Genomic DNA, 19,024 nt, shown 5'->3' with positions numbered 1-19,024 from the left:
TTTTTAATGAAAAATGGAGGTGGTCATTTTGCTCCGGAATTAGGTGGTCATTTTGAATTGGAATCAGGTGGTCACTTTAAATTGGAATTGGGTGGTCAATATCACTGGAATTTGCACACTTCATACTGCAAAATTTCGTTACCGTGGTTTTTGCTATAAATTCATTTTTACAGTTTTGGCAAATCCTTTGAATAGTTATGTTACTGCTCATTTTATATCTTTTAATATCATTAAGACAATTTAAGTGTAATTAAGTGCAAAAAAAAGGATTTTAAGGTACAGATAAACCGTCAAATCCTGATGAGGTACAAATAAGGTACAAATATAAACATAAAAACACAAAACATAACAGAATAAACCTATATTTGTAAAAATATACAAACCTTGTTTAACAAGGATTTACAAGTGTTTTTGATGGTTTTGTATTTGTTTGTTTTGTTCTGTTATTTTCCGATGCAGAAATTAGCAAATATATTACCTAACAATTCATCATTAGTAACCTGACCGGTAATCATCCCAAATTGATACAGTGCTTCCTTAATATCTAACGCCATCAAGTCGCTGGATAAGTTAGTTTCAAGACCAAATTTTACTTTTTGTATTTCGTCTAACGCTTTTAGTAAAGAATCGTAATGTCTTGTGTTCGTAACGATTGTTTCGTTATTTCGTAAAGCACCGGTATTCACAAACGAGAGCAATTGATTTTTTAAATCCTCAACGCCTAGTTTCTCTTTAGCAGAAATAAGTAAGATTTCTGGAATCTCCGATTTGATATTTTGGATTTCAGTTTCAGTCAGTTTATCGGCTTTGTTTCCAATAATAACTAAGGGTTTCAGTGGAAATTGATTCTTAATTTTCTCCAGTTCCACTTTCAATTTTAAACCTGAAATTTTAAACTCAGAACTGTCAAAAAGAAAAACGACTACTTGTGCCTGCTCTATTTTTTCGAAAGTTTTTTTAATTCCAATGCTTTCCACCACATCTTCGGTTTCCCTAATTCCTGCCGTGTCTATGAATCTAAAACCGATGCCGCCAATAACCAATTCATCTTCAATAGTATCACGTGTGGTTCCAGCAATCTCCGAAACTATGGCCCGTTCTTCATTCAATAAAGCATTTAAAAGAGTTGATTTGCCTACATTTGGCTCACCGACAATCGCCACAGGAATTCCGTTTTTGATGACATTCCCCACCGCAAACGAATCGATTAAACGCTTGAGAACAAACTCAATTCGGCTCAGTAATTCATGAAATTGGGTACGATCTGCAAATTCCACATCTTCCTCGGCAAAGTCCAATTCGAGTTCGATTAGCGAAGCAAAATTTAATAATTCTTCACGTAGTTTAGCTATTTCATTGGAGAAACCACCGCGCATTTGTTGCATTGCAATTTGGTGAGAGGCTTCATTGTCTGACGAAATTAAATCCGCTACAGCTTCGGCTTGAGATAAATCCAGTTTTCCATTTAGGAATGCTCGTAATGTAAATTCGCCCGCATTTGCCATACGACATCCTTTTCGAAGCAAAAGCTGGATAATTTGCTGTTGGATATAGGTAGAACCATGACAGGATATTTCTATTGTATTTTCGCCTGTATAGGAGTTTGGACCTTTAAAAATGGAGACTAAGACTTCATCCAGAGTTTTGTTATCATCAGTGATATGCCCTAAATGTAGCGTATGTGTTTTTTGTTGTAATAAATTTTTGTTTTTAATGGATCGAAAAACAGAATTACCAATAACTATGGCATCTTCGCCAGAAATTCGAATTACCGCTATTGCTCCAGCTCCTGAAGGAGTTGCTAGTGCCACTATAGAATCGTGAGGTATCATATTTTTATTTCAATTTTATGCAAAAGTAAGTAAAACTTGCAGAGCAACAAGATTCTCTTATAAAACCACTAACTTTATTTGTATTTAAAATAAAGACAATCAGATAATTATATTGATTAATTTATTTTTTTGTTGTAATTTTATGTGAATAATTGGCCAATAATTAATTAATAGGCATCATGAAGAAAATTCTATTTCCAACCGACTTTTCCAATGCTTCTAATAACGCTTTTATTTACGCATTAAAATTAGCAGATTCCATAAGTGCTGAAATTATTACGTTGCATGTTTATCAGTTGCCACAGGCCAATTATATTAATATTTCGGAATATTTGCATGAAGTTTATGATGTTACTGAGTTAAGTAATTTTGAAAACTACAAAGACGAAGTTCCTGTTTTAAGACGCATTGCTGAAAAAAATAATTTGGAACATATTAAAATAAGCCATGTTTTGATTTTGGGAAATCTAATTCATGAAATCCAAAAAATGACTAAGGAAGATGCCATTGATTTTGTAGTGATGGGAACTAAAGGCGCCACGGGATTAAAAGAAACTTTTTTGGGTACGGTTGCAACCAAAGTGATGAATGATGTCAAAACTACTGTTTTAGCAATTCCGGAACATTGCCAATATCAACCCATTAAAAAAATACTTTTTATCACTCAATTTAGAACCGAAGACATTGATTCTTTGAAAAAGGTGATGGTATTGGCTAAATATTTTAAGGCACATATAGATTGTTTGCGTGTTCAAAAATATCATCATGAAAACAAAAATAACGGTATGGAAGATTGGAATCAAATGGTTAATAACCAGGACATTTTGTTGCATTCTATGGCTGACAATGATGTGGAAGGAATTATTTTGAATTTTATTGAATTGCATAAAATTAGTATGATTGCGATGCATGTCTATCATAAAAATTTCTTTGAGAAATTATTTAAAATCAGTCTCTCTAAAAAATTAGCCTTTCATGTCAATGTACCTATTCTCGCTATTCATGAATAAAATTAATTTGAACTCTATTAGCATATAAAGTATTGTTTTTTTTTATTTTATTAAATCACTAATCATCATCATGTTAACGGTAGCTTGTTGTAGTTAAATTTGATAAACGAATCATTTTAATACTTATAGATAATGAAAAGAATTCTATTCCCAACAGATTTTTCTGAAGTGGCCAATAATGCCTTTGTGCATGCTTTAGAATTTGCAAAAATAGTTCAGGGTGAACTCATTTTATTGCACACGTTTGAATTGCCTGTATTTGATAATCAGTTTTTTCCTGAAAATTATGCAGTCATCTATGATTCATTGGAGTTATCCCAATTTGATATGTTTAAAGAAGAGATTCCAAAGCTTCACGCTATAGCTGAAGAACGGAATCTCGATAAAATTAAGATGACGCACAGACTTATGGACGGTGATTTGCTTTTTAATATTAAAAGAGCAATTAAAGAAGATAAAATAGATTTTGTTGTGATGGGTACTTCTGGTGTTACCGGATGGGAAGCTTTTTTTGTGGGAAGTAATGCTGGTTCTGCCATCATAGGGATTGATGTTCCTATGTTATGTGTCCCATTGGAAGCAAAATTTAAAAAAATAGAAACTATTGGATTTACGACTCGTTTTAGACCGAAGGATAAAAAAGCACTAGAAACCGTATTAGATATTGCAAAAAAAACAAATGCTAAAGTGAAGTGTCTATATGTAAAAACGAGTAGTTCTGATGTTTCAAAAGATACAATAGAAAAATGGGAGACCGAGTTTCTGCAGGAACCTATTGAGTTTTTTGTTATTATTAGTGACGAAATAAAAGAAACTATTTTAGACTTTATTTTGTATAAAGATATTGATGTGTTAACGATGCTTACTTATAAAAGAGGCTTTTTTGAGGGGCTGTTTAAACCAAGTTTTACAAAAAAAGTAGTAACTAATTTTGATATACCAATTTTGGCCATTCATATTGATTAAAGAAGTCTTAAAATTTAATAGTTGTATAAATAATGTCATTTGTCGGATATTTATAGTTGAGTATTCTAATGTTCCAGCAGATTATTTGTTGTTGTAAGCACTATATTTGTAGTTCATCAATTTGAATTATGGAAGTATACAAAGCAAAAAAGAAAAGCTTTTCGGCAGAATTAAATACAATCAATAAAAAATACAATAGTATCAGCATTTTCAGGCTTTTTACTATTGTATTTTTTTTTGTTTCCATGTATTATTTTATTAAAACGAGCGAAGTTATTTTTATCGCTTTGGCTGTGTTCCTTTTCGGATTATTTATAATTTTGATGCGTTTTCATTCCAAGTTGGTTTTTAAAAAGCAAATCAAACAAGCGCTATTGGAAATTAATGAAAACGAAATTTCCTATTTGGATAGAAAAATAACCCCTTTTGAAAACGGACAGGAATTCAATGATTTTCACCATCCTTACGCCTATGATTTGGATATTTTTGGGGAGCATTCTTTATTTCAAAATCTGAATAGAACTGCAATGTTTATTGGAAAAAAAACATTGGCAAAACAACTTTTAACGCTTTTGCCTAATGAAGAAATTGTTGGAAATCACGAAGCCGTAAAAGAATTATCTAAAAAATTAGATTGGCGTCACGAATTTTTGGCTTTGGCCAAAATAAGTGACGACAATAAATCTAGTTATGAAGCTTTATTGCAATGGAGTAAATTCGAAAGTACTCCATTGTCTAAAACAAGTATAGTAGTTTCCTTTATTACACCAACTCTCTTCTTGGGGACTGGTGTTGGCTATTTAATCACATCAAATCCAACGTTTTTATCGCTATTGTCAATTCTATTTGTTTTTAATTTGGGGTTCTTAGGCAAATATTTAAAGCGTATTCAAATTGAAATAGCCAATGCATCCAACATTGATAAAATCATTAATCAATACGGTTTATTGATAGAAAGAGTCGAAAGTGAATCTTTTCAGTCCGAAAAACTAATAAATTTACAACAAAAACTGACATTCAAAAAAGAAAATGCAAGTGTTCATTTGAAACAATTGGCTTCACTGTTTTCTAATATGGATAGCATTGGAAATTTTGTTACGGGATTATTATTCAACGGAACTTTTCTATTTAATTTTCATGTATTAAAAGGTTTGATTGAATGGAAAAAAGACCATACTGAAGCACTTGAAGATTGGTTGGAAGTCATAGGTGAATTTGAAATGTTGAATAGTTTGGCGAATCTCTCATATAATAATCCGGAGTTCGTGTTTCCAAATTTAAACACCAATTATGAAATTGACTTCACTAATTTAGGACATCCATTACTAAATAAGGAAACTAGAGTAGGGAATGATGTGAGTTTTAATCCCGAATCCTTCATGATTTTGACAGGCTCAAATATGTCAGGGAAAAGCACTTTTTTGAGAAGTTTAGGAATTAATATCGTTTTGTCAGGAATAGGTTCGCCAGTTTGTGCCAGTCAGGCTAATATCCATCCATTACCCGTTTTAGTTTCCATGCGATTATCTGATTCTTTATCTGATAGTGAATCGTATTTCTTTGCCGAGATTAAACGCTTAAAGCTAATTATGGACGAATTAGAAAACAGATCCGCATTTATTTTATTAGATGAAATATTGCGAGGTACCAATTCAGATGATAAACGAAATGGAACCATAGAAGTAGTCAAAAAAGTAATTCAAAAAAAAGCTATTGGAGCTATCGCTACACATGATATTGAAGTTTGCCTGACTAGAAATGAGTATCCAAATGTTCTCACCAACAAATGTTTTGAAGTAGAGATTATCAACGATGACTTGCATTTTGATTATAAACTACGTAACGGTATTTGTAAAAATAGAAGTGCTACGTTCCTAATGAAAAAAATGGGCGTGATTTAGGGAGTAGTAATCAGTGGTCAGTTTTCATTGCGAGGAACTAAACAATCTCACTAGCAGAGCATGCGTGAAGGATGGGCCAAGCTACCGAAGTAGCGGCAACAGCCTGACAACATTAGGGAAAGGGGACAATTAAGCGATGCTATAAGTAGCCCCCTTTTTCTAATGGTGGCACGCCCAAATGGTTCTTAAAACCTAAATTGATTGTAAAATTGTCTGTAAATTGTTTTTCATTTTAACTCTTTGTCCTTTGGAGAGGGAGAAGGCAAAAAAAACCCGCAATTCTGGTTAGGAAGTTGCGGGTTTTTTAAATATAAAAATGGTTTGGTTAATAGCGTATTTTTTAAGATTTAAGCCTGAAATTGGGTATCGGACAAACTAGCTGTTTAGCATTACCGGCATCACAAGCATGGTAACAGTTTCTCCTTCTTCTAATCCATCAACAGGGGTAAGGATTCCGGCTCTGTTTGGCAATGACATTTCAAGCATAATCATATCAGATTGTAGATTAGTCAACATTTCAGTTAAGAAACGAGAATTATATCCTATCTGCATATCATCACCTTGATAATCACAAGTCAATCGTTCTTCCGCTTTATTGGAGTAATCGATATCTTCGGCAGAAACATTCAACTCTGCACCAGCGATTTTCAAACGAATCTGGTGTGTAGTTTTATTCGAAAAAATGGCTACACGACGAACAGAACTCAAAAATAGAGAACGGTCAATCATTAATTTATTGGGATTTTCTTTTGGGATTACCGCTTCGTAATTTGGATATTTTCCATCAATTAAACGACACATTAAAACATAATTATCGAAAGAAAAAGTAGCATTCGAATCGTTGTATTCAATTTTAACTTCAGCATCCGAAGTTCCAAGAATATTTTTTAAGATGTTCAAAGGTTTCTTTGGCATAATAAAATCAGCCACTTGTGAAGCCGTTACATCGGTACGGGCATATTTTACTAATTTGTGCGCATCAGTGGCAACAAATGTTAATCCTTGTGGAGAAAACTGAAAAAAGACACCTGACATTACCGGACGTAAATCATCATTTCCGGCAGCAAATATTGTTTTGCTTATGGCTGTTGCCAAAACATCAGCAGGGACAAGCGTTACAGATGGATCGTCTAAGTTTACAGATTTAGGAAATTCAGCACCAGGAGCATAAGCCAAAGCATATTTTCCAGAATTGGAACTGATTTCAATCGTACTGTTTTCCTCAACTGTAAAAGTTAATGGCTGCTCAGGGAATGTTTTAAGGATTTCCAAAAGTAATTTTGCAGGAACAGCAACACTTCCTTTGCTCTCCGAATCAATTCCTAAAGTAGCAGACATTGTAGTCTCTAAATCGGATGCAGAAACTGTTAGCACATTGTGATCTAAATCAAATAGAAAGTTATCTAAAATAGGCAAAGTATTACTACTGTTGATAACGTTACCTAAAACTTGTAATTGTTTCAATAAGTACGAACTCGATACTATAAATTTCATCTGTTTTGTTTTATTTTTTAACGTATTTCTTTATATTCAAAATACGATACATTTTACAAATATATCGTAAACAATTCTAGTTTGGAAACTTTTTTATTAACATCTACTTGCTGTATTTTCTTTTTCGAAGGAAAGTAAATAGAACACCAAAAAGCACTAAAATTAGAATTGGAAGCCCGATAGTTATGAATTGCGTAGCGCTATAGTTTTCATAAACTTTTTCTTTATCCAATAATGGCAAATCAAGATCCTTACTTCGAATGTTAATAAGTCCGTTGTCATCCAATAGGTAATTGACACAATTTATGAGAAAATCTTTATTGTCATACAAATTTCCAGATCTTTGATCGTAACCTAATTCTACGGGCTGAAAGTTTTTATCCAATTGGTTTTTAATTAAATCTCCATCAGAAATCACAATCATTTTATTGTCTTTTCCTTTGGTTTCAAATGTTTTTTGGTCAAATGGCAAAACTCGATTTTCAAACATCGAATGAAACGTGCCTTCCAATAAAACGGAAAGCGGAATATTCCCTTTATTCAGGTATTCAGTAGGCGAAGTTTCCTCGGTAACACTATTCAAATTCACTTCTGTTGGAGTGCCTATTTTTTTCGAATATTGTGAGGATTGTAGCAGAATCGTTTTCTTAATTCCGTTTTTCAACGTATCGATAGGATTAGCAAAATCAAACCGGATTCCGCCTAAATTTTTCACAATTGGATGCGGATTGTTAGGATAAACCTGAGGTGCAAATTTCCAGTTAAATTCTTGAAATTGAGTAGCACTTCCTTGTTCTCCCGTAGCCAGTTTTATGGGACTTCCACGTTCGTCTTTTATAATATCTGGATTGATTCGAATGCCGTATTTGAAGAACATATCATTCAAATTCAAATCTCGTGGATACGCTAAAGTAGCACCAGCAGAATTGTATAAACTGTCCATCTCAACAGCTACTTGATCTACAAGCCACAATGTTTTACCTCCGTTGATAATGTATTGGTCTAAAACTTGTTTCTCTGCATCCGAAAAAGTTTCGGTTGGTTTAGCAATGATTGCCAAGTCGTATTTTTCTAAAGCTTCTAAACTTCCTGCTGGATTTTTTGCAACCGAATCTAAAGTAAAGGGACCAATATGATAACTTTCTCTTACTTGCATCAGAAACTTAGCCATTAATACATCCTGAAGCTCGCCGTTCCCTTTTATAACAGCGATTGTCTTTTGTTTGTCTTTAGTAATTTTGTTCAAGGCATCTGCAATTGAATATTCCAGATGTTGTACCGAACCAATCACTTTTTGGGTAGTGGAAGCGCCCATTCTATTTTTCAACAAAGGAATATTAACTTCTTTATTGTTATAAACTGCAATTGCCCAAGGAAAAACCATTGCCTGGGATTGTTTTCCTTTGTCATCAACCGTTATATTTATTGGAGTGAGTCCTTTGCGATACAACTCTTTTATGTTATCCATACTTTCGTCTTTGTTTTCCAATGGATTTACAAATTCGAAAATAATATTTTTGTTGTAGGCTTGAAATTCTTCGAGTAATTGCCGGGTTTCTTGCTGTAATCGCTTGAATTCAGCCGGTAAATCACCTTGCATATATACTTTTATAGACAAAGGATTTTTTACTTGTTTGATAATCTGCAATGACGTGGCTGAAAGCGTATATCTTTTATCTTTGGTTAAATCAAAACGATGAAAAAACGAACTTCCTATTGCATTCAAAAGCAATAAAACAACGATGGTGATTGCAACGGATTTTATATTGTTTTTTTTAGCTGTATTCATTACGATTTGAAAGATTTTAGATTATAAACAGTAAACGAAAGAAATGCGACTGTTATGCTTACAAAATAGATAATATCTCTGGTGTCTATTACGCCTCGGCTCATACTTTTATAATGATCTTGCATTCCTAAAGCCGAAATAAAGTTTGAAATTGTTGGTATCACCGTAGCCAGACCTTCAAAACCGAAGTACAGAAAAAAGCATAAAAAAACCGCAACAATAAATGCCACAATTTGGTTATCCGAAAGGGTAGAAGTAAATATTCCAATGGAAGAATAGCCAGCAATCAGGAATAATAATCCAAAATAGGAACCAACCGTGCTTCCTATATCAATATTTCCTTCGGGCATTCCTAAACTGGAAATTACTTTTACATAAATAAATGTTGGGATAATTGCCATTACTATTAAAAGCAAGGCTCCAAGAAATTTCCCATTTACAATTTGCCAAATACTCAAAGGTTTCGTCAGCAATAATTCTAATGTTCCTTGTTTTTTCTCATCCGAAAAACTGCGCATCGTAACGGCCGGAATCAGGAAAATAAAAATCCATGGCGCTAATGTGAAAAACGGAGTCAAATCGGCAAAACCAGTATTCAAAATATTGTAATCTCCTTCGAAAACCCAAAGAAACAATCCGTTGATAATTAGAAAAATGGCGATAACCAAATAGCCAATAGGTGAACCAAAAAAAGATTTTATTTCTCGTAATACTATTGATTTCATTTTTTTTTGTTTGAGGTTTTAAATGTTTAAAGTTTAAAGTTCCCAATCCAACAACTTTCAACCTTAAACTTTAAACTATTTTTTATTCTAGACTTACTAATTTATCCACACTCCAAGCTTCTGGTTTGTCGTTGAATAATTTCTTGGTGAATGTCCAAACATCATAAAAAAGTTCAGAATTTCTGTAATTTTCTAAATCCGCTTCGGTTTCCCAATAGCTGTAAGTGAAGAAAATGCTTTTGTTGTTTTTATCATGATACAGCTCTAACAAACGATTCCCTGGAGCATTTCGTATTTTATCTTTCATTAACTCGAAGTTTTCTAAAAACGCAGGAATATTTTCCTCGTGAAAACTCAATTTTACAATTCGTACAAACATTTGATTTATGATTGGAGATTAACGATTTTTGATTTCAGATATAGGTTTAAATCATTGCAATTCTTGATTTGATGCAAATTTTTCTTTACTAGATTGGTTTTTAATAAATTGCGCTACTTCTAGATAATTCTGTTTTAAATTTTTAAATCTAATTTTTATAATTGTTTTCATATTAAGTTGATTTACATCTGAAATCATAAATCTGCAATCAAAAATCTTTAAATAAATTTTATAGTTACAACATCCCTATAATTCAATCCCAATAAACTATTCGCAGAACCAACTTTAGAAGGATTGCTTCTGAAAATGGCAATTTCTAGAAAACCGGCTTCATTGAAAATGGCCAATTTTTCCCCTTCATAATATTTTATCGGATATTTATCAGAACTCGCAATCGCCGAATAATTAGGCAAAATGGTTTTGATATTTTTGGTTTTCATGACAATTTCATAAGGCCGTCCTTTAGCAACTTCAATAAAATATTTCTTAGTTATATTGGTCACTACATTCCCAAAATGGTCAATGTAAATGACATGTCCTTTCAAAGAATTACCGTCAACGGCTATTGCAGCCTGTAAGTCGGTGACTTGCTTGATGGTATTTATTTCTTTACCAATAACATTCATTAAACCACCTTTGGCAATATGGCAGGCTACTTTTACAAAAACATCAAGATCAGTGGCTTCATTATGTAAACGGTCATGAATATTAATGGCAACCATTTTTTGCGGTACAATCTTTTGCGAAAGCATACTCAAAATGCCATTATCGGCAGCAATAAAATAATGATCGTTCCATTGCATAACGATATGTTGATTTTCTTTATTGGATTCCATATCGACTCCAATGAGGTGAACAGTACTTTTTGGAAAACTCGCATAGGAGGCGCCAATAATGTAACTCGCTTCTACCGTGTTGAATGGGTCTATTTCGTGAGAAATATCAATAATGGATGCATCGGAATACTCAGATAAAATCTTCCCTTTCAACGCACCTACAAAGTGGTCTTTCAAGCCGTAATCGGTAGTAAGGGTAATTATTGACATAAATTTGTTTATAACTATTGGTGTTATGTAAACCTTATTTTATTAAATTTGAGAAGTGCAAAGCTAATAATAGTAAACTCAAAAAACGAAAAACAAAAAACAAATTCTATTTAAAAACTAGAAATATACCCGACAGCCAATTGATTTATAAAAAAATTAATTCTAATTTAAAACTACCTCATTTGAACGAAAGAATAATCGAGCTCATAGACATCGCTCCAAAAGACTTTTGGGGCGCTCAAGACACTCATCTTGAAACAATTAAAAAATACTACCCAAAATTGAAGATTGTTGCTCGGGGAACAACCTTAAAAGCTTTTGGAGAAAAAGAGGTTTTAGACGAGTTTGAAAAGCGATTTCAACGGTTAATGGTGCACTTTTCACGATACAATAATATTGATAACAATGTAATTGAACGTGTTATCCTTGGAGATGGTCAGGAAGAAAAAAAATTCCAAGGACAAGATAAAATATTAGTGCATGGTGTAGGTGGAAAAATCATTAAGGCAATGACTGCCAATCAACAATTGTTGGTGGACACTATGGCAAAAAATGACATGGTTTTTGCTGTTGGACCTGCAGGAACCGGAAAAACCTATACAGGTGTTGCCATGGCCATAAAAGCACTTAAAGAAAAAGAAGTCAAACGTATTATACTTACGCGTCCAGCAGTAGAAGCAGGGGAGAACCTAGGATTTCTTCCTGGTGATATGAAGGAAAAGCTGGATCCCTATATGCAGCCTTTGTATGATGCGCTAAGGGATATGTTACCAAATGAGAAACTGGAGGATTATATTTTAAAAGGAATTATCCAAATTGCTCCTTTGGCATTCATGCGTGGAAGGACGTTGGATAATGCTTTTGTAATCTTGGATGAAGCCCAAAACACAACGCATTCCCAAATGAAAATGTTCTTAACCCGTATGGGAAAAAGCGCTAAATTCATGATTACCGGTGATCCAGGTCAAGTCGATTTACCAAGAAGAACCATTTCCGGTCTTAAAGAAGCATTGTTAGTTTTAAAAGATGTCGATGGAATTGGGATTATTTATCTCGATGATAAAGACATTGTAAGACATAGATTGGTCAAAAAAGTAATTGATGCATATAAGATGATTGAGAATAATGATTAAAGAATAGAAAAGTTTAATTTTTGGAGCGAAAAGATGGGGACATAGAATGATGTTTTTACTTGCTTTTCGCTTCAAATTTAATTCACTAAACTTCATGAAATTAAAAAAGAAAAGGAGTAATCTGTGTTAAAAGTATTACATAAATTACTTGCATTTTAGAACTTCACGAGCGATGTTAAATCATTTTTATTGAAATGTAAAATCCCTACTATTTTTTCTACAACTCCCCGTTTTCTTTGCTTATCTCTTTAAAATGTAATAAATTTGGAATAATTAAAAATGACAGTGAAAAACGAAAGATGATACAAGAAAAAATAAAAGTCGTGATCAGCGATTTAGACGGAACTTTACTCAATTCAGACCACAAAATTTCAGAATATACAAAAAGTGTTTTTCAAGAACTCCACAATCAAAATTATTTAATTATTGTTGCTACAGGTCGCCACCATTTAGACGCAATGCCTATTGTGGAACGTTTAGAGATTCCTCTTTATTTGGTTACCTCTAATGGAGCAAGAATTCATTCCCCAGAAAAAGAACTTCTTTTCTCTGTTGATATGGAAAGTGAGGCCGTAAAGTCAGTCCTGTCTTTAGATATTGACCCGGAGATTACAACCGTTTTGTTTAGAGAAAATGTTTGGCAAACCAACAAACACAATGAAAAACTAAATAGCTTTCAAACGGAATTAAATTATCATCCGGAACTGGTAGATTTTAGTAAAGTTGAAGATTTAAGTGCTATAAAAGTATTTTTTACTCATGATACCCATTCAAAATTATTGGAACTAAGAGAACAAATCTTAGAAAATCATTCCTCGCTTTTTAGTCATGCTTTTAGTCTTCCGCTTTGTTTGGAATTTATGGACAAATCAGTAGACAAAAGTGTTGCGATTGCAAAAATTTTAGAAAAAGAAAATCTGCTTTTCCATGAAGCAATAGCTTTTGGAGATGGATTCAATGATGAAAATATGCTTAAATCAACCGGTAAAGGATTAATCATGGGAAATGCTCCTGATAGTTTGAAGGATAAACTTTCTCATTTAGAAGTGATTTCAACTAATGATAATGAAGGAGTTGCTAAATACCTGTCCAAAAAATTATTAAAAAAGCATACTTCAGAAGCAGAGTAGAAGTTATGTGCATGCAGGACATTCTCTTTTAGGACTAACAAAGTAAAATTTTTAATTTAGAATCTGCGTAAATCTGTTAAATCTGCGTGAAAAATTAGGCACGCAGATTTAGCAGATTCGGCAGATTTTATAAAATTTGAATAATTGAATTGCTATTTTTTTAAAGCAAATGCCCTGATATGCTAGACTTCTGTTTGGAATGATTTCTGAATTTTTGATGCAAGTATTTATTTGTGGTCGTATGATGAATGATTCTTTGCTTTTCTTTCCAAAATAATCATAAATTTGCAGCTACGTAAAAAAAACACAACACTAATAATAATGAGTAACACCATCACAACTACTAATTTTAATTTTCCAAATCAGAAATCTGTTTACAGAGGTAAAGTAAGAGAAGTTTATAATATAAATGATGATCTTTTAGTAATGGTTGCCACGGATAGGCTTTCGGCTTTTGACGTAGTTTTACCAAAAGGAATTCCATATAAAGGTCAAATCCTAAATCAAATTGCTACTAAATTCATGGAATTAACACAAGATATTGTTCCTAATTGGTTAATTGCAACTCCGGATCCTAATGTAGCTGTTGGTCATTTATGTGATCCTTTCAAAGTGGAAATGGTAATACGTGGATATGTTTCCGGTCATGCTGCTCGTGAATATGCCCTTGGCAAAAGAGAAATTTGTGGCGTTACAATGGCGGAAGGTTTGAAAGAAAACGATAAATTTCCCGAACCAATTATTACACCAACTACCAAAGCGGATAACGGAGAACATGATGCTGATATTTCAAGAGTCGATATTCTTTCTAAAGGAATAGTTTCTGAGGAAGATTATTTGGTTTTAGAAAAATATACCAGAGCATTATTTCAAAGAGGAACTGAAATTGCTGCCAGTCGCGGATTGATTTTGGTTGATACAAAATATGAATTTGGTAAAACCAAAGAGGGTGTAATCGTTTTGATTGATGAGATTCACACACCTGATTCGTCTCGTTACTTTTATGCAGAAGGATATCAGGAAAGACAAGATAAAGGAGAGGAACAAAAACAATTATCAAAAGAGTTTGTTCGTCGTTGGTTAATTGAAAATGGTTTTCAAGGGCTGGAAGGACAGCAAATTCCTGAGATGACAGATGAATATATAGAAACGGTTTCTGAAAGATACATTGAGTTATACGAAAATATTCTAGGCGAGAAATTTGTAAAAGCTGATATTTCAAATATTGATGAAAGAATCGAAAAAAATGTTTTGGCTTATTTAGCGAAGAAATAAAAAGACTTTTAAGAAAAATAAAAACCGCAATTCTGAATTGAATTGCGGTTTTTGCCTTTAATAGCATACCATTATTACTCTAAAAAGATTTTTAGATTATTCAATCCATCTTGTAAATCTTTACCAAGCATTTCTTCCATATTCATTATAGGTAACATTAAATTCATTGGATAAGGCATTTTTCCATCAAATCCCCACTTTACTTTAGTTTGATTTGGTGAAATGGCTTCCGTTGTCATATAAGCATTATCGGTTGATTCAAAAGGAACTTTAAAGCGTAGTTCAAAATCAATACGTTCTCCTTCAATGATTTTTTTAATTTCCTGTTCTCCAATACCTACGTTTTTATCCTGGCTATTCCATGAATATACAAATCCTATCGTGCCGTCAGTTCCTGAAAATGTCTTAATCATTTTTGGATCTTTTCTATTCCAGACGCTAAAATTATCTTGATTTTTAACGTATTTAATATAATTGAAAACACTGTCTTTGGGTTGGTTGATAGTGATTTCCCGTTCTACAGCATAGTTTTTCGGCAGGAATAAAGCAATAATCAATACTAGGCAAACAATTGCTAATAGTCCTAGAATAATTTTTTTGATAATGTTCATAGCTTCATAATTTAAGGTTAATAATTATTTTGATTTTTTAATTTGTGACTCGTAACAATTGATCCAGTCATTGACAGACATTTTTTGCATGAGTTCTGCAATTAAATCAAAAGGGATATGGTCAAACTTTTTAAATCGAATGCAACTTTTTCCCATATCCAATTTTTGATTGCTGTATTTTGGATGTTCCGAAATAAACCATTGCAATAATTCCGGATTAGCATAAATTCCCATATGATAAACCGCAATAAAATTCTTTTGGGAGGCAATGTTTACAAAAGGCAACGGTAGTTTAGAATCACAATGATATCCATTAGGATAAATAGAATGTGGTACAATGTAACCAATCGTTCCATAAGACATTTGTTCAACAAATCCTTTAGGAATAGTAGCAACTATAGTTTCTCTAAGTTTAAGAAATGCTTGTTTTCTTTCGTCGGGAATTTCTTTTAAATACTCCTTAACATTTATTGCTTTTGATTGCATTTTAAGAATTGTTTAAGTAAAAATACTAAAAAAGGAATAATTATAATTTGAATTCTATACTTTTTGTTAAAGCATGAAGAGGTTGTTTGTTTAATTATTTAATATGTAGAATTTTTTAAACGCAAATACTGTTAAATTTTGCTGACCAAATCGTTTGTATATAAGTACGTTATGATTTAAATAGTAATTCATAAAGTTAATATTTTGTTAAAATTAAGTACCTTGCAAAACAAGATACCTTTCTTTAGACGTATATTTGCATAGAACATTAGTTCAAAATTTAAATCATCAAAAAATCAATCAATTAACAAAAAATCAATCATCATGAAAAAATCAATCGTTTATCTAGGAATTGCTTTAGTTACATTCTCAACTGTTTCACATGCATCAAATCACAATTATTTTACTCAAAAAGAAATCAACCATTACATTTATGAAGGTGTAACTCCTTTGTGTATGGCAATCTATAAAGGAGAAATTGATTTTGTAAAAAAATTAATCGCATACGGTATTGATGTAAACGAAAAATCAAATGGGTTAACTCCATTGATGATAGCTGCAAGGTATAATAAAGTTGAAATCATCAAATTATTATTAGCTAGTGGAGCACAACTAAAGGAAAAAAATGAGATTGGTGTTAATGCATTAAAATATGCCGAAATATCTAATGCAAAAGAAGCTGTAGCGTTTTTGAAATTTTCGGAATCAAAACCTGTTGCTAGTCTTTAGTATTTAATTTAAATTAAAAAAGCATCATCGTAATTTACAATGATGCTTTTTGTATTTGCAAAATAAAACTAAGACTATTTAAAATAAGAAAATGTTTCTTCGTTTTCTAACTTCAACAATGTTTCATATATCAATTTAATCACATTTTCAACATCATCACGATGAACCATTTCAACGGTTGTGTGCATATAACGCAACGGTAATGATATCAAAGCTGAGGCAACGCCGCCATTACTATAAGCAAAAGCATCAGTGTCAGTTCCAGTTACGCGAGAAGAAGCCAATCGCTGGAACGGAATTTCTTTAGCCATTGCAGTTTCTAATATCAATTCTCTCAAATTATTCTGAACAGCAGGAGCATAAGTAACCACAGGACCTTTACCAATTTTTGTTTCTCCTTCGATTTTCTTTTCAATCATTGGAGTAGTAGAGTCGTGGCAAACATCGGTAACAATCGCTACATTAGGTTTGATGGTTTTGGTAATCATTTCTGCACCGCGAAGACCTACTTCTTCCTGAACAGAATTCGTGATATATAATCCAAAAGGAAGTTTTATTTTATTTTCGTGTAACAAACGAGCCACTTCGGCAATCATGAAACCACCCATACGGTTGTCAATAGCGCGACAAACAAATTTGTTTTCGTTCAAAATCATGAATTCATCAGGATATGTAATTACACAACCTACGTGAACGCCCATTTTATCTACTTGATCTTTAGTTTCGCAACCAATGTCAATAAATAGATTATCAACTTTAGCTACTTCTTCCTTACTTCTGTTTCGAGTATGGATCGCTGGCCAGCCAAAAACACCTTTTACAATTCCGTTTTTAGTATGAATATTGACACGTTTTGAAGGTGCAATTTGGTGATCAGAACCACCATTTCTAATCACGTAGATTAATCCGTCATCAGTAATGTAATTCACATACCATGAAATTTCGTCAGCATGACCTTCAATTACTACCTTATAAGGAGCATCTGGATTTATAATTCCCACGGCAGAACCGTACGTGTCTGTTATAAAAGTATCAACATAAGGTTTCAAATAATCCATCCATAATTTTTGCCCGTCGCTTTCGTAACCTGTAGGTGATGCGTTGTTAAGATATTTTTCTAAAAACTCAAGTGACGACTTCTTTAATATTGATTTAGTGCTCATGAAATTATTTTTTTGCTAAATTATAAATTTGGCATCACAGTTGTATATATAATGTATAATTTTGCAATTAAATTTTTCGATCCATGAAGATTATTCAGCTTTTCTTTTTTTTACTTTTTACAACTATATATGTCAATGCACAAGTAACTCCAAAGGATACAACCAAGATGGGTTATGTATTGACCGAAAATGATTCTATACTTAACGACACCATACAATTAGAAGAAATAGTAATTCACAAAGAAAAATTGGATCCCGAAGCAAGAAAGCAATTTTTGATTCTTCAAAACCGAGTTTATAAGACCTATCCGTATGCAAAATTGGCTGCTGAAAGGTTAACAGTGCTGAATAGAGGGATGGCAAATCTTAAAACAAACAAAGAGAAAAAAAGATACTTTAAGATAGTAGAAGGGTATCTTAGTAATGAATTTGAAGCAAAACTAAAAAAACTATCGCGCAAGCAAGGGCAAATACTCGTTAAGTTAATCCATCGTCAAACCGGAATCACAACGTATGAGCTAGTCAGAGATCTCAAAAGCGGTTGGAAAGCCTTTTGGTCGAATACTGCAGCGAGCATGTTTGACATTAATCTAAAAACAAAATATGCACCTTACGATGTCAATGAAGATTTTTTAATAGAAACCATATTAGTAAGAGCATTCGATTCAGGAAGATTACAAAATCAAAAACCTGCAACACCTGTTGATTATGACAGTCTCACCGATACTTGGGAAACCAGAGCTGCTAACTTAAAACAGTAAGTGTTATTTGGGCGTTCCCCATTATAAAAAAGAGGCAATTATCAGTATGGATAGTTGCCTCTTTTTTTATAATGGGTCGGGCTATCCGCTGCAAGTCCTCGTCCCGCAAAAAAAAGGCGGTACTGCGGGCTTTCCACTACTATCCCTAACGCGGGCAATCGTTCCAATCGAGTTTGTCATTTCTACCTGCTAATTGCATTTCATTAGACTTTGTCATTTCGACAAAGGATAAATCTCATTCATTGGTATTCATTTGTTATCCTATATATAGTACTGTAGCTTCATATATATGCAGTAGTCACTACCTAAATATATAATGATTGTCACTAATCCTGTCTATTTAGTCACCCTTTCCTTTGGATAGTCCCGAAGCATCGGGAGGGTAGAGGGAAATAGTATCGTTTCAAGGCGCATGTTTCCAGCGAGTTAAAGTTTAAGTTAAGGAAACGTCAAAAAAAAGCTTTAAAAAAGCTTGTAAAAGCGAATAAAGGGGCTACTTTTGCACCCGCAACAACGCAGACGTTCTTTTATAAACTGGCAAGTAGTACGAATCAAACTAGAAAATTTATTTTCTAAAAAAGATTTAGAAAAGCT

At 32.9% G+C, this 19,024-nt stretch carries 17 protein-coding genes; 8 read left to right on the top strand and 9 right to left on the bottom strand.

Annotation, left to right across the window (positions count from 1 at the left end):
• Nucleotides 1-443: 443 nt before the first annotated feature.
• Complete coding sequence (mnmE, locus tag ACNQGG_RS16950) at nt 444-1,832, bottom strand: tRNA uridine-5-carboxymethylaminomethyl(34) synthesis GTPase MnmE (protein WP_417965986.1); 1,389 nt, start codon at nt 1,830-1,832, stop codon at nt 444-446.
• A 179-nt stretch (nt 1,833-2,011) separates the two neighbouring features.
• Here mnmE and ACNQGG_RS16945 point away from each other — a divergent pair, with 179 nt between their 5' ends.
• The 3 genes from ACNQGG_RS16945 to ACNQGG_RS16935 all read left to right on the top strand — a co-directional run bounded on the left by ACNQGG_RS16945 (nt 2,012) and on the right by ACNQGG_RS16935 (nt 5,709).
• Nucleotides 2,012-2,842 (top strand): universal stress protein, encoded by an 831-nt coding sequence (locus ACNQGG_RS16945; RefSeq protein WP_417965984.1) that lies wholly within the window; start codon nt 2,012-2,014, stop codon nt 2,840-2,842.
• A gap of 132 nt (nt 2,843-2,974) precedes the next feature.
• Nucleotides 2,975-3,808, top strand: coding sequence for a universal stress protein (locus ACNQGG_RS16940; RefSeq protein ID WP_417965982.1), 834 nt, complete (start codon nt 2,975-2,977; stop codon nt 3,806-3,808).
• Between the two features lie 128 nt (nt 3,809-3,936).
• On the top strand, nt 3,937-5,709 hold the full coding sequence (locus ACNQGG_RS16935; protein ID WP_417965980.1) for a MutS-related protein: 1,773 nt from the start codon (nt 3,937-3,939) through the stop codon (nt 5,707-5,709).
• A gap of 375 nt (nt 5,710-6,084) precedes the next feature.
• Here the strand turns inward: ACNQGG_RS16935 and dnaN are convergent, their stop codons facing one another.
• The 5 genes from dnaN to ACNQGG_RS16910 form a co-directional block, all read right to left on the bottom strand.
• The gene (gene dnaN / locus ACNQGG_RS16930; protein ID WP_417965978.1) at nt 6,085-7,203 is read right to left on the bottom strand and encodes a DNA polymerase III subunit beta; all 1,119 of its coding nucleotides are present in this window, start codon (nt 7,201-7,203) and stop codon (nt 6,085-6,087) included.
• A 103-nt stretch (nt 7,204-7,306) separates the two neighbouring features.
• Nucleotides 7,307-8,992, bottom strand: coding sequence for a gliding motility-associated ABC transporter substrate-binding protein GldG (gene gldG, locus ACNQGG_RS16925; RefSeq protein WP_417965976.1), 1,686 nt, complete (start codon nt 8,990-8,992; stop codon nt 7,307-7,309).
• A complete protein-coding gene (gene gldF, locus ACNQGG_RS16920; protein ID WP_417965974.1) occupies nt 8,992-9,717 on the bottom strand; it encodes a gliding motility-associated ABC transporter permease subunit GldF in 726 nt (241 codons plus the stop codon). Before gldF ends, gldG begins: the two co-directional genes overlap by 1 nt.
• A gap of 82 nt (nt 9,718-9,799) precedes the next feature.
• The gene (locus tag ACNQGG_RS16915) at nt 9,800-10,096 is read right to left on the bottom strand and encodes a putative quinol monooxygenase (RefSeq protein ID WP_417965972.1); all 297 of its coding nucleotides are present in this window, start codon (nt 10,094-10,096) and stop codon (nt 9,800-9,802) included.
• A gap of 218 nt (nt 10,097-10,314) precedes the next feature.
• Nucleotides 10,315-11,142, bottom strand: a complete 828-nt coding sequence (locus tag ACNQGG_RS16910; RefSeq protein ID WP_417965970.1) for an SAM hydrolase/SAM-dependent halogenase family protein — start codon at nt 11,140-11,142, stop codon at nt 10,315-10,317.
• A gap of 182 nt (nt 11,143-11,324) precedes the next feature.
• Here ACNQGG_RS16910 and ACNQGG_RS16905 point away from each other — a divergent pair, with 182 nt between their 5' ends.
• The 3 genes from ACNQGG_RS16905 (at nt 11,325) to ACNQGG_RS16895 (ending at nt 14,680) form a co-directional block, all read left to right on the top strand.
• Entirely contained in the window at nt 11,325-12,275 is a 951-nt protein-coding gene (locus tag ACNQGG_RS16905; protein WP_417965968.1) for a PhoH family protein, read from the top strand.
• Between the two features lie 299 nt (nt 12,276-12,574).
• Nucleotides 12,575-13,405 (top strand): Cof-type HAD-IIB family hydrolase, encoded by an 831-nt coding sequence (locus tag ACNQGG_RS16900; protein ID WP_417965966.1) that lies wholly within the window; start codon nt 12,575-12,577, stop codon nt 13,403-13,405.
• A gap of 321 nt (nt 13,406-13,726) precedes the next feature.
• Complete coding sequence (locus ACNQGG_RS16895; protein WP_417965963.1) at nt 13,727-14,680, top strand: phosphoribosylaminoimidazolesuccinocarboxamide synthase; 954 nt, start codon at nt 13,727-13,729, stop codon at nt 14,678-14,680.
• A 74-nt stretch (nt 14,681-14,754) separates the two neighbouring features.
• Here ACNQGG_RS16895 and ACNQGG_RS16890 read toward each other — a convergent pair whose 3' ends face one another.
• Nucleotides 14,755-15,291, bottom strand: coding sequence for an SRPBCC family protein (locus ACNQGG_RS16890; protein WP_417965961.1), 537 nt, complete (start codon nt 15,289-15,291; stop codon nt 14,755-14,757).
• Nucleotides 15,292-15,315: 24 nt separating this feature from the next.
• Entirely contained in the window at nt 15,316-15,777 is a 462-nt protein-coding gene (locus ACNQGG_RS16885; protein ID WP_417965959.1) for a DUF1801 domain-containing protein, read from the bottom strand.
• Nucleotides 15,778-16,101: 324 nt separating this feature from the next.
• On the opposite strand from ACNQGG_RS16885, the gene ACNQGG_RS16880 reads away from it, so the two are divergent.
• A complete protein-coding gene (locus ACNQGG_RS16880) occupies nt 16,102-16,506 on the top strand; it encodes an ankyrin repeat domain-containing protein (RefSeq protein WP_417965957.1) in 405 nt (134 codons plus the stop codon).
• Between the two features lie 74 nt (nt 16,507-16,580).
• On the opposite strand, the gene ACNQGG_RS16875 is transcribed toward ACNQGG_RS16880, so the two are convergent.
• Nucleotides 16,581-17,669 carry a M42 family metallopeptidase gene (locus ACNQGG_RS16875; RefSeq protein ID WP_416850619.1) on the bottom strand — a complete coding sequence of 363 codons (1,089 nt, stop codon included), beginning with the start codon at nt 17,667-17,669 and terminating at the stop codon, nt 16,581-16,583.
• 83 nt (nt 17,670-17,752) lie between these two features.
• Between ACNQGG_RS16875 and ACNQGG_RS16870 the strand changes: the two genes are divergently transcribed.
• A complete protein-coding gene (locus ACNQGG_RS16870; protein ID WP_416858915.1) occupies nt 17,753-18,430 on the top strand; it encodes a DUF4294 domain-containing protein in 678 nt (225 codons plus the stop codon).
• The last annotated feature ends 594 nt before the right edge of the window (nt 18,431-19,024 follow it).

The organism is Flavobacterium esculini (assembly GCF_048284325.1).
Lineage (GTDB): Bacteria > Bacteroidota > Bacteroidia > Flavobacteriales > Flavobacteriaceae > Flavobacterium.
This window is presented reverse-complemented; position numbering and strand designations above follow the sequence as displayed.